Raw genomic sequence first — 13303 nt, 5'->3', positions numbered from 1 at the left:
ACGCCTATATTGAGATTCAGGCGCAGCGTTAAGGCAGACGCCAGTTACCAGCTCCGCGTTGCCATTAACAGTCCATGCGGGGCAGCAATAGAACCCCTGATTCGCGACCATCGACGCATCCGCGCATGGCGATGACCTGTTTCGATGAAACAAGTTTTGTCGAGTCAGTAATTTAAAATTTCACAGGAATATAAACCGAAATGACCAAGACTCGACGTTCCCTATTAATCGTTTTTATTATTCAATTGCTCATGGTTCTCGGCCTGGGCTTTTTCTTCGAAACATTGAAAGAGGTTATTTCGCATAACCCGGTAGTTAATTCCCTGATTCTCGCGGTTCTTGTTGCCTCAATAGTTTATTCAATCATCGCCGCCGTTCTCGTGTTTCGGGGTGAATCGAAATGGACCCGTGTGTCCGGCGACGCTCATTCGGCGAAGGTGCTTACCAAAGTTCAAGCTCAGTTTCCGGATATCGGTCATGCGGAAGCGGCTCATCGCAGCGCTGCTATCGACGCACTGAACGAATCGCTCGAATGGCGCGGCCGGATGCTCGACTACGCCTCCGGCGTGCTGATCGGGCTGGGCTTGCTGGGCACGTTCGTTGGCCTGATGCACACCATGGCCGGTATCAAGGACGCCATGGCGCTGGTTTCGGGCAGCGGCGGCAAGGCATCGGCAAACGCGCTGATCGGCGGCCTGACCGCTCCCCTCGCAGGTATGTCGACCGCTTTTTCGGCATCGCTGCTTGGTTTGATCGGTTCGCTGGCAGTGGGCGCCCTCGCGCAGTTCATCAGCCGTTCGTCGAGCAACTGGGTCGAATCGATTCGCGAATGGGCCAATGTGGTCGGCGGCGATTCGACAACAAAAGCTACGCCGGTCGCTGGCAGCAATAACGAAGCCCTGGCAAGTATCGAGGAGAGTGTGGGCGCCATTCAGGCTCACATTGCCCGACTTGTCGACGTGATGGCGGCCGATCGCACCGAACACCTGGGTCTTGCCGTTGCAAGCTCCGCAGCGCTCGAGCGCATGGCTGCCCTGGCAGAACGCCAGGATGTCCTGCTCGGGGGCGTTCAGCAGAGCCTGCAAGCGAACACCGCCGCCATGGAATCGATGAAAGATGCGGTCATCACCATGGCCGGCAGCGTTGAAGCCAATCGCGTTCAGGTGACGGCAGCAATCGACAGCGTGACGGACCCGCTGATCGACATCAAGACGAACACCGAACAAACCGTCGCGAGCCTCCACGCATTGCACGGCGGTCTGGCTGCCAGACATGCATCGCTCGAAAAGATGGGCGCCTCGATGCAGATGCAACGTAACGCCGTGATGGACTGCGTCGAACAGATTGCGCGCGCTCGCGTGGCTATCGAGTCGGAGCGTGCGCGTGCGCCGGCTTCGTCGGTTTCGATACGCGAAGAAGCTTAAGGAGCGCGTCATGACACAAACTTACTTCAAACCCAAGACGCTGGTTGCGGCGTTGATCCTGGGTGGTGCTTGCGCCAGCGCATCGGCGGCGGAATCTAGCAATCTGGAACACATGGTCGAGCGCATGCTGAGTAACGCGTCCATGGCGACGCCGACCACCAACCCTCTTCAACTCGGCCAATACTACAGAGCGCCGGCACCGGCGCGTGATCCGAAGAAGGTCGACGTGCAGGGTGCGCTCGACGGCGCGCTCATCACGCCGCAAGCGCAAGCGCCGCAGTCAAACGCCGACGCCGCGAGAGACACCGACGCGTCCACGCAGTCCGTGTCAGGGACGATGGATATGTCAAATTCTCTCGACGCCGCCACGGAAAACGCGCTGACGACCAAGATCGCGCGCGGCCAGGCGGATCAGGCGCAGGCTCGCGTAATGGGCGCCCGCGCTGCGTACTACCCGAAAATCAACGTGATCGCGAAGACGCCGGACAAGATCGTCGGGGCGGCACAAGGCTATGGCCGCAGCTACGACCAGTCCGCACAGGCAAGCGCAACGCTTCAATACACGATGTTCGATTTTGGCCGCCGCAAGAATCAGGTGCAGAGCGCGTCGCTCGCTGCGCAAGCATCCGAAAGCGCGTATCAGAGCGAAGTGGAAACGCTGACGTTAGATACCTCGCGCGCTTACCTCGAAGTCGTTCGCCTGCAGCATCTTCGCAAGATATCCGACGACTACGTCGCGCAGGTTCGCCGGTTGAACCAGGTTATTGAACAACGCGTGGCCGGAGGCCTGTCAGCGCAATCCGATGCAATCCGCGGACAGCTCGCGCTGACTTCGGCGCAGGCACGCAGCCGGCAGATCAAGTTGCAGCTCGCGAAAGCCGAGCAGCAATTCCGCTCGATCACGGGTAAGGACGCGTTGCCGCAACCCCGGGACAGCGTGAAGCGGCTGCCGCCGGTCAATGTCGAGCCGTTGGTCGATGCCGACGCGGACACCAATCTCGCCGTCAAGGCGCGGCGTCTGGACGTAGCGAGCAATAACGCGCTTGTGAATGTGGAACGCGCTTCGCGGTATCCGCGCATCGATCTGGTTGGGACCTATCGCAAGCCGTTGCAGGCGGTACCGTCGCCCGGAAGCTCGGTGATGATGCAAGTCTCATTCGATCTCTTCGATGGCGGCTTGCGCAAGTCGCGCATCAATGAAGCCGTGGCAGCCAAATATGTCGCGCAACAGAAGCTCGAGCAGGAGCTGCGCAACGTCAATGATCAAAAGCAATCCTTACGATCTGACTGGAACAGCGCACGCGATCAATGGGCGTTGAGCATAGAAGGCGAAAAGCAGGCCTTGCGCACGCTGGATCTGTACGCGGATGAATTCCGCCTCGGTACGCGCCCGCTTTCTGACCTGATCAGCGCGCAGGTCGACCTGTTCACCGCGCGCAGTGATCGTGAGCAAGCGGAGTCGAGCTACAACCTCTCGACGCTTGCACTCTACAACCTTGATGCACGAACCATGGACGGCTTGCGAGCCCTCGGCCTGGTGAAAGGAGAAATGTAATGGCTGCTAGTTCGAAAAGTAACCACATCTGGCCGGCCTACGTCGACATGATGACTGTGTTGCTGATGGTTTATATGCTGCTCAGCATGATTTTCCAGGTCCTCGCCGCATTGGCGACACCTTCCTCCGGCACGCCCGACGCGCCGCCGGTATCCAACGCGACATCGGCTGAGCCAACCTCCGTGTCTCATGCCGCGGTGATGGATGACAGCCTCACGCAGTTGCCAACCGATTTCGTGGCGAGCGTCGGCCGTGACGAAAACTTCCTGCAACCGGCGCAACGCGCAGCAACCCGTGCGTGGATGAGCCGCAATGAGCAGGCGATCCGCGCACGAGGGTTCCTGGTGTTCTCGCTGACGGGAACCGCTGAGGCGCCACTCGGCGTGCGCTTGCGCATGCAGTTCGAGCGTTCGCTGATGGTGGTTTCGATCGCCGATGAACTCAAGATTCCCCGCGACAGGATCGAGCTGAGAAATCCCGTGCCCGAGCAGTCGACACAGGACTCCATCGTCCTTCGCCTCAAGTAGGCCGGCGCCCGATATCACTCACATGCGCGGTGCCACGCGCACAGGAAACCAACATGAAACACGTTAAATTCATCCAGAAAGTGTCGGCCGCGATAGCGCCGTACCGTCGCTTTGCGCCACGTGGTGCGACGGGCATCGCGCTTCTGAGCGTCACGTTATTTGCATTGTGGGCGACAGCTTTCAAGCTCGACGTCCTCGTGCGCGGTCCCGGCGTGATTCGGGTAGAAAGCCACAACATCGTGGTCCAGCATCCGGACGGTGGCCAGATCGAAAAGCTGCTGGTGCGCGAAGGGCAGACGGTCCACAAGGGCCAGTTGCTCGCCGTGATGGATAACACCTATGTATCCGAGGAGTTCGCGAAGAACACTGCGGCGCTCGATACCCTGCGGCTTCGCGAGCAGCGCCTGGTCGCGGAAATCGCGCATACGCCTTTCGCGCCGGCCGAATCGTCGGGATCGTCCGATCCTGAACACCTAAAAGCCATTGCGAGCGAGAAAGCTTTCTATGAATCGCGCCAGAAGGCACTGGAACAGGCGGCATCGATTTCCGGGGTCCAGGCGGACCAGCGCTCGGCGCAATTGGCGGAATTGCGAGGCCGGATTTCCGACCTGGAGAAGGAAGTGGCCCTGATGCGCCAGCAGGTCGACATGATCGAACCGTTGGTGCGCAAGGGCGCGGCAGCGGAAGGCGTGCTGCTGCAAAAGCGCACCGACTTGCAAAGCTCGCAAAGCGCGCTGAATGAAGCACGCGCGAAGGTGCCGCGCCTGATCGCGGAAGAGCGGGAATACCGGTTGAAGGTGGAACAGACACGCTCGGATTTCGTGGCCGAGGCTCAAAAGCAGTTGTCGCAAGTGCGCGATGAGCTCGCGCAGTCGAATGCAAAGACGACGGCCAGTCAGGACCGTCGCAACCAGGCGCAGGTCGAAAGTCCGGCCGACGGCGTGATCCAGCGGGTCGTTAATCCGCATTCCGGCGCGGTGGTCAAGCCGGGCGGCGAGCTGTTCGAAATTGCGCCTACGGACGTGCCGCTCGTCGCGCAAGTCAAGATCCGCCCGGAAGACCGCGACAAGATCTGGCGCGGCATGCCGGTCCGTGTGCATGTGAGCGCGTTCGGCAACAGCTATACGGACACCCTGAACGGCAGCGTGGCCGTGGTCAGCGCGGATGCCCTCGGCGATGACCGTACGGGACGCTTCTACGACGTCACGGTGGAAGTGCCCAAGTCGAATCTGACGAAGCCGATCTATCCCGGCATGGCGGTCGAAGGTTACCTGATCGCCGGACATCGATCGGTTGCGCAGTATCTGCTGAAGCCGTTGATGAGTGGGGCTACCTCTGCGCTGTCCGAATCCTGAGATTCGTTTTCTATTGAACATATTGCTGGACGGTTCATGTTTTTGAGCCGCCCTGATGGAGCGTTAACATGAAATTGCCAGTCCCCTCCAAGCCGAACACGACGGTCATCCTCGAGACTTACTCGAAGAACGAATTGCCATTCAAATTTTCCGACGTACAGCTTTCGATCAACGGACCGGACATCGTCATTAAGACGGCGGACGGCCATACCCTGACGTTCCCGTTCGCGGCACAGTTCGCAACCATGGGCAAACAGGTGTTCACGCTGGTTTTCGCGGACGGGAAGGAAATTCCGTCGGACCAGTTGTTGGCCTACGTGACATCGGTCAATGTCGCGCCGAATGCGTCCGCGCCGGTCGTGAATCATGAGGAAGCCAAGAGCGGCGCTGAAAAAGGCAGCAAGGACGTTACCAAGGAAGTCACGAAGGAAGTGACGAAAGAGGAAATCGTCGTTGTCGAATCGCAGCAAGAGACCCAGTTAGGCGCGGAGCAGGCGGAGGTCGTCCACAAGGAGCCACCGGTGGTGCATCCCGGCGACCTGAGCAAACATCGCTTCGATGAAGAAGCGCTGCGGCGCGTCGACCAGATTTCCGGCATGCAGGCGAAACCGGTTCCGCCAGAACACCGCCAGACTGACACCATCGACGATCCGTCGAAGACGAATGACGAACCGCCGCCGGATCAACCGTTGCCAGATCAACCGTCGCCAGATCAACCACAGCCAGATCAACCGCAGCCAGATCAACCGTTTCCGGATCAACCGTTTCCGGATCAACCGTTTCCGGATCAACCGTTGCCCGAGCCGACGCCGGACCCGACACCTGACCCGACACCTGACCCGGTACCCGACCCGGTACCCGACCCGGTGCCGCCGGAACCGCCGGAACCGCCAGTCCTGAAGGATGTTGTGTTGTTGAAGACGCAAGCTGTGGCGGATGAGGCGACGCACGACTACACGCTGGGGGGCGGCAACGACGCCGCTCGTACGGACGGCCGCATCTCGACCCAATACGCGTCACGTGACGTCGACCTGAGCAGCAAGACAGAGGGCTGGACCATCCACGCGGACACATCGGAGGGCGTCACCGAACCTGGCAGCATGATAAGAATCGTCAATGTAGGTTCGGTGAGCGGCCTGCTCGACGTGTCGGTCAGTCCCGAACTGGCGGCCAAGGGCGTCAGCATCGTGGCGTGGAATTCGGAAGAGGGGATCGCGCTCGGCCTGAAGTACAACGAGTTCGGGCTGCGTTATCCGACGGCGCAGCAAGGCCTCGCTGACGTGTTCAAGGTTCATGTCGACTTCGTGGACTCAGACACCGGCGAGACGGGTTCGGCCGACCTCAGCTTTCAGATCATTGATAACCCGACCGCGCTGCGTAACGAAAACGATGTTTACCAGTTAAACCGTCACGAAAACGACGTATCCATTCACGCGGGCTCGGGCGACGACACCATCATCGCGGGTCATTCAAACGGCGTCTATGACGGCGGCGGGGGCGTGAATACGCTCGACTATTCGGGCTTCTCGAGTGCACTTGTAGTCGATCTTTCCGCCGATGTCCGCAGCGCGCTGGGCCTCGCACCCACGGGCGAGATCACGGTCGACATGGGCCGGGTGAAGTCGGGCGACACGGTCCATAGCATCGAGAATATCCAGGTGATCAAGGGCGGTGAAGGCGCTAATACGTTCATTGGCAATAACTTCGATCACCAGTTCATTGGTGGCGCGGGCGACAACACGTTCGTGGCGAATGGCGGCAACAACGTCTATACGGGCGGCAGTGGCCACAACCTCCTGGACTATTCTCGCGCCGGCGGAACGGCGTTCGAGACCGTGACACTTGGTGCAAGCGGACGCACGCTGGTGCTCAACGGGGTCGACATCGACATGTCGCGTGGTATCACGTCGAATAACGGTTGGGTCGATGCCAACGGCAATGCCGGCACCGATCATTTCACGGGCGCATTCGATGTGACCGGTTCCGCGCATAACGACCGCATTCGCACCGGCAATGGCGACGATATGATCGTCGGCGGCGCGGGCGACGATCTGATCATCGGCAGCTTGGGGAACAACAAGATCGACGGTGGCGGCGGATTCAACACAATGAGCTACGCCGAACTCACCGGTTCGGTCGACGTCGACCTCAACACCGGCAGGGCTGTGAAAGCCGGGGGCGGCGTGGACACGCTCGCCCACATCCAGGCCGTGGTCGGGGCCGAGGGCGGCGGCAATTTGACAGGCCTGGCGGGCAGCAACAACCTGCTGATCGGCACTGACGGTGACACGCGTTTCGTGACGAACGCCGGCACCAACCAACTGTATGGCGGCGCGGGAAAGAACACGTTCGATGTCACTCAGGGCACGAACACGATTGTTGGCGGTGCGCTCTCCAACACCGTGCATGCCAACGGCGGCGCGAACGCGTTCTACGCGGGTGACGGCGTCAACGTATTCAACGCGAGGGGCGGCATCAACGTGTTTCATGGAGGCGCGGGCAATGACACCTTCGTTGGAACGGATGCGGGCAGCAACACGATGCACAGCGGCGGTGGCAACAGTGTATTTCACGCGTCCGGCGGCGGTACCAACATGGTGTATGGCGGCGCCGGGGATTTGCGCGTCTACAGCGGCGAGGCCAACAACACCGTCAGGGGCGCCGGGGGCGGCAAGATCACCGTGGACTACACGGAGTACACCGGCGGCGGCCGTCTTGAAGTGACGCTTGATCGTAATCTCGCGCTGGTCGGTAACGATTTCGTCGACCGTCTTTTCGACGTCGACGCGATTATCGGCGCGCTGGGCGGCAACAGCATCATCCGGGGGGGCAGCGGCGGCATCGAGATCTATGTGAGCGGTAACGACAACCTGATGGCCGGCGGCAAGGGCAACAACGTCTTCGACGGCGGAACGGGTACCAACAATACGGTCGACTATAGCGGCGCGACCGGCGCCGTGAACGTCAACTTGAATTCGGGAGTCGCGTCGAAGAACGGTTATGGCTTTACGGACCGCCTGACCAGCATCCAGAACATTGTTGGCAGCAATGCGGCCGGCAATGTGATCGAAGGGCACGACGGCGTGAACAACCGGATCGATATCGGCACGGGCACGAACGGCCGTATTGTCGGTTCCAAAGGCAACGACGCGCTCACCAGTCATGACGCGTCGAACACGCTCGACTATTCGAAACTTAACGCGGGGATCAACCTCGATACTTCGACCGGCCTCGTGCAGAAGGGCGTGAACGGCAAGGACGTACTGACCGGGACCTTCGGGAACCTGATCGGGACGAACTACAACGACACGATCGTCGTGTCGGGCGACGGCACCGTGAGGGCGGGTGGCGGCGACGACAAGATCGTGCTCAAGGGTGGCTTGTTCAACACGGATATCGACGGCGAAGCGGGCCGCAATGAGCTAGACACAGCCGGCGCCAAGGGCGGCGCCGCGATGGCTTACACCATTGGGCCGGACGGTCGCAGCGGCGCGGTGCAAGGTGTGAACTCGGTCGACTGGTTGCTCGGCAAGGTGTCTTCGGCTACGGGCAGCAAGGCGACGTACAAGAATATCGACGTGCTGGATACCTCGACGGGGATGAACAACATCGTGATGTGGGGGAGCGGGAACCACGTCACACTGAACGGTTCGGCCACCAGCCAGGACTATCTGTTCGTCAACGGCGGCGGCAACCACATTAACGGGGGGTACACCGGTGCGGGCGAGAGCATTTCTGGGCAAAGCGGCCTCAGGACATCGATCAGCTACGGCCCGACGTCGGCCGGCATCAATGCGAATTTTGAAACGGGAGTCGTGACGTTCGCCGATGGCCGCGATGCCGACTCGATCAAGAACTTCAGCCGCTTCGTTGGCTCGGACGGTGATGACGTCATCAAGGGTCATGCCACCATCAGCGACTGGATCAACGCGAGCAACGGCAACGACACCATCGACGCAGGCGGCGGGTCGACGAACGTGTATGCCATGTACGGAAATTACACGACTAACGCCGATTTCAACACGGGGGTCATCCAGAAGTTTACGTCGACCGGCGTGAAGGTGGGGACGGATACGGTGACCGGATTCCAGCAATACGTCGGCTCGAACTACAACGGCGACGTGGTGCATGGCAAGGACGGCGTCAACATGACATTCTGGATGGGCGGCGGCGGTACCAAGACGTTGCTCGCCAGCAAGGCCAGCAACGCTATCGAAGGCGGCAGCAGCACCACGACAGTCGACTATTCCGGCATGAGCAATTTCATCACGGTCGACCTGACGGGCAGCAAAGTGATGAAAGGTGGTGCCGCTGGTACGGACACGTACGCAAACATTGCCAAGATCATCGGCACGGCGGGCGACGACGTATTTACGTTCAACACGCAGGCAGACGTCACCAAAAGCGCTCTGGATGGCGGTGGAGGAAATGACGCGTTGAACAAGGTCGGATCGGCCGCCGGTACATACGATCTGGCTGCAATGCTCTCCAAGGTAACGAATATTCAAAAGATCGATTTCTCGACGAGTACGGCAGCCGACAAGATCACCATCGACTTCTCAACCTTTCTCTCGCGCGGAAATGAAACGCTGACATTGAATACCAACACGAAAGACACCGTGACGATGGTTCATAACACAGCATTGGAAGGATGGACGCATACTACGGAATCAGTTAGCGGGCATACAACCGATACCTACGCACTGGGTGGGCATCAATTGATCTGGAATCACTAATAACGCCGTAGACACAGTTTGTTTCCACGTTTGAAATAGATTTATTCAATCAGGTATTTCAATTTGGATAACTAATTTTTGAAATCAGCGCGCGATCGAGGACTGATCGCGTGCAATTCTCTTCTGCACGTGTGCGCCTTTGGCTGAGCTCGTTGCAGGAAAGAAAGGACCTTAACAATGACCTCCCAATATGAATATCCGTCAGCGCCTCTTCTCCAGGCTGCCGGTATTGCCATCGCTGGAATTCATGGCGAACTGGCCCAGGAACGCTGGCGCCGCACCTGCGCAGCGCTGGCCGGCACAAGCGGCGAAGCCACGCTGCTCGAATGCATTGGCCGGGAATACGGCCTGGATTTCCTGCCGGCGCGCCAGAGCATGGAACGTGTTAATGGCGACGTATATCTTGCCCGCGGCGAAAGTGACGGCTGGTTGTGCGCCAGCATGCGCGACGGCACCCTGATCGAGGGCGTGCCGGGTCCCGCAGCGACCGGCATCGCCCTGTCTCGTAGCGCGAGGCTGCTATACCGCGTCGTGAAAATCCAGCGTCTTGGCGCGTTATCGTTTAGCACGTTCATTGACCACTGGCGCAAGGAAGGGCGGCTTCTGGCGCAACTGCTGTGGGGCACATTAGCGCTCAATGTTTTCGCGCTGGTTATTCCGCTTTATATGAACGCGATCTACAGCCGCGTGATTCCGGCACAAGCCGATGCGTCGCTGTGGGTTCTTTCACTCGGAACGCTGCTCGCGTTCGGGCTCGAATATCTCTTTCGCGTCGAGCGGGCCAAAGTGATGGTGGGTCTGTCGCGATCCGTACGCGGCCATATCGAACCGCAAATTGTCGATCAACTCGTGCGAGCGCCGTTATCTCGCACGACCGACTGGGGCCTCGCCACACTCAACGGCCTGACGGGTTGGGCCAAGGCGCGTTCGTTGTTCTGGAGCCTCGCGGCGAGTTCGGTTATCGATATCCTGTTCTGCGGGTTGTTTTTCGTCGTGATCGCGATCGTCGCGGGCTGCCTCGTGCTGGTGCCGTTCGCCATCTGGATGATCGAGTGTCTCGCGGTGTGGCGCTTTGACAAGTACCTGCGCAATAGCGGCCTGGAAGCACCGGCCACGCCCTTTGCACCGCTGGCGAAACCTTCGGCGTATGCGGCGGGCGGCGCGTTCGACTTGCTGCGCTCGATGTTCCTGAGCAACGTGGAGCGTAATACGTCGGCGGAAGAACGCAGGCACGTACTTCAGGCACGCTGTTACGCAACGCTCATGGCACTGTCGTCGTTTCAGACGGTAGCGACCGTGGTCACGGCGTTCTATCTGCTACAAGGGGGCCATTTGGCAGCCGGCGCGCTTTTCGCGACCGTCATTCTCGCCGGGCGGCTCGGCCAACCGGTGTTTGCGCTGGTCAGCGTGCTACCGGTGCTGCGCCAGTTGCGCACCGTGTTCAATGGCATCAACCGCACGCATGAAGCCGCGTTGAACGTCGAGGCGAATAGCGTTCAGGCGGTAGCGGGTGAACAGGGTTGGCGTGCTGTCGATCTCCAGTTTTCGTATATGCCGGACCAGCCGCTGTTACGCGATATCGACCTGAAGATCCTGCCGGGCGAGAAGGTCGCGATCATCGGCGCACCGGCATCCGGCAAAAGCACGCTCGCGCATATCCTGCTCGGGCTCATGCCCCCGGAGCAGGGACAGGTTCGCTTCAACGGCCAGCGGCTGAATGGACGGCGTGCTGAAGCGCTCAGTTATCAGACCCACTACATGGGTCAGGACGGCATGCTGCTCGGCGACACGCTCGGCGAATATTTATCGGCGGAAACGCCGGAGACCGACGAGGCGTGCCTCGCGGCGCTCAATCGTGCTCCGCTGCAATGGCTCGCACCAATGCTGCCGAACGGCCTGCATACGCGTTTCGACAAGATGCCCGCGCGCCTCACGTCCGCGCAACGCCAGATGCTCGCGATGGCGAGGCTCGCCCTCACGCAGCGCCCGATCTGGCTGCTCGATGAACCCACATCGAACCTCGACGGTTCGACCGAGAAGGCGTTCATGGAGCTGGCGCGCAGCCGGATGACACCCGCTACCACGGTCGTGTTGCTGACGGACCGGGGGAATCTGCTTTCGCTCGTGGACCGGGTCATTGTCCTCGCCGATGGCGTGATCGGTTTCGACGGTCCTCGCGATGCGTTCACAGCCGTGCGTGCGAACGCGAAGGCGGGCTGAGATGAGCACCTTTATTTCTCGGATGTCGGGTGACTGCGATAGGCAAGCCAGCCGCATCGTTTCTACAATCAAGCGATTCCCAGCGCGGCTAGCGGTGATCTCCTGCAGCAGCCTTCTGTTTTCGACTGCCTCGGCGAATACGACTATCGTCAAAGTGGGCATCACGAGTGTGACATCGGAATCCATTCAGATGAGCGAACTTGATGCGCTCGACAGCGAATCGATTGCACAGCGAATCATGCCTGACCAGGAGCCGGTCGCGCAGGGTAACGCACACGTTCACGGTGTTGCAGGGGCGCAGCTCGCCAGCGTAGTGAAAAAGGCCGAAACCATGATCGGAACACCGTACCTTTGGGGAGGAAACACGCCGGAGGAGGGGCTCGATTGCAGTGGTTTTGTACGTTACGTCTATCAGAAAGTGACGGGTATGCGATTGCCGCGACTCTCGGCGCAGATCAGCCAGAAAGGTAGCGCAGTGGCGCAACCAGATTTGCATCCTGGCGATCTCGTATTTTTTAACACGCCTCGAGGTGAAGCGACACACGTCGGGATTTACGTTGGCGCGCAACAGTTCATCCACGCGCCGAAAACAGGCGCGTTCATTCGCGTCGAGTCGATGAAAAGCGTCTATTGGACCACGCGATATTATGGCGCGCGCCGTTTCGTCGCCTGATTGTGGTTTGATGCGACGCTGGCGTGCTCAAGTGGGCTACGAGTTCTAAAACCTGTTGTTTCACCAAGTGAGAAGGGCGATCCGAATTTTGGAATCGCCATTTTTTCGTGTCATGGTGGCCGTTCGAGTTGAACTGATCGTATCCCGCTTCCGATGGTTTCTTTGGGATTGCGCCTATGAGTATTCTCATGGACTCCCAATAAAATACGACTAGAGGAAAGCTTAGGGCAAGGCGAGAGCACGTTTGCGTGACCATTTTTTTCGGGGCAGCCTCGCTGTTGACCTGGCGTTTGTAAGAGGTGCGGTTCCGAAATATGTTGAATCCGCCGTAATTTTGAAAACCAATCAATATATTAGGAATGCGTATAAATCATGAAAAGGAAATATAAAAAGATATTAAACGAGGTCCCCGCTAAGCGTGACACCATTAGTGAGAAAGCGGGCACTGGATACAAGCTCTTTGAACGCAAACGCAGCACACCTTTAGCGGCTCCAGTAAAGGCTGCGCGGGCGACTGATCTACGATTGTGGTCGTTGTCGTGAGGCAGGCTGAAATGATTAGTGATCTGTCTCATGGTGCGCATCGACCGGCTACTGGCATACGTGTCAGCGCTGGCTTGCGGAAAACGCGGTCGGCACGGTTAATGGCGGCGGCGCTCAGCGGGGTGGTAGTCGCGGCGGCATCAGTGCCGGCATCGGCATCCACACCAGGATTGGCGAGCTTGTTTGCACAGCAATCGGCATTTACGTCGGCACAGGCACTGGCACGATCACTGGCACAGGCACCGGCACAGGCACAGGCACAGGCACAGG

Annotated in this window: 7 protein-coding genes; all 7 read left to right on the top strand. The window is 59.4% G+C overall.

The features are described from left to right. Positions 1-200 precede the first annotated feature (200 nt). The 7 genes from WCA53_RS33350 (at position 201) to WCA53_RS33320 (ending at position 12490) form a co-directional block, all read left to right on the top strand. Positions 201-1424 carry a hypothetical protein gene (locus tag WCA53_RS33350; RefSeq protein WP_423922126.1) on the top strand — a complete coding sequence of 408 codons (1224 nt, stop codon included), beginning with the start codon at positions 201-203 and terminating at the stop codon, positions 1422-1424. Positions 1425-1434: 10 nt separating this feature from the next. Next, positions 1435-2979 (top strand): TolC family protein, encoded by a 1545-nt coding sequence (locus WCA53_RS33345; protein ID WP_423922121.1) that lies wholly within the window; start codon positions 1435-1437, stop codon positions 2977-2979. Further along, the gene (locus WCA53_RS33340) at positions 2979-3506 is read left to right on the top strand and encodes a hypothetical protein (protein WP_423922118.1); all 528 of its coding nucleotides are present in this window, start codon (positions 2979-2981) and stop codon (positions 3504-3506) included. The genes WCA53_RS33345 and WCA53_RS33340 overlap by 1 nt, the downstream gene beginning before the upstream one ends. Before the next feature lie 53 nt (positions 3507-3559). Continuing rightward, positions 3560-4861 (top strand): HlyD family type I secretion periplasmic adaptor subunit, encoded by a 1302-nt coding sequence (locus tag WCA53_RS33335; RefSeq protein WP_423922115.1) that lies wholly within the window; start codon positions 3560-3562, stop codon positions 4859-4861. A gap of 68 nt (positions 4862-4929) precedes the next feature. Then, entirely contained in the window at positions 4930-9597 is a 4668-nt protein-coding gene (locus WCA53_RS33330; RefSeq protein WP_423922112.1) for a hypothetical protein, read from the top strand. Positions 9598-9774: 177 nt separating this feature from the next. Further along, positions 9775-11817, top strand: coding sequence for an ATP-binding cassette domain-containing protein (locus WCA53_RS33325; protein WP_423922109.1), 2043 nt, complete (start codon positions 9775-9777; stop codon positions 11815-11817). 190 nt (positions 11818-12007) lie between these two features. After that, positions 12008-12490 carry a C40 family peptidase gene (locus WCA53_RS33320; RefSeq protein ID WP_423922106.1) on the top strand — a complete coding sequence of 161 codons (483 nt, stop codon included), beginning with the start codon at positions 12008-12010 and terminating at the stop codon, positions 12488-12490. The last annotated feature ends 813 nt before the right edge of the window (positions 12491-13303 follow it).

Source organism: Caballeronia sp. (assembly GCF_049581465.1).
In the GTDB taxonomy this organism is placed as follows: domain Bacteria; phylum Pseudomonadota; class Gammaproteobacteria; order Burkholderiales; family Burkholderiaceae; genus Caballeronia.
Note: the sequence above shows the minus strand (reverse complement) of the source record. Positions and strands in the feature narration are given on the sequence as shown.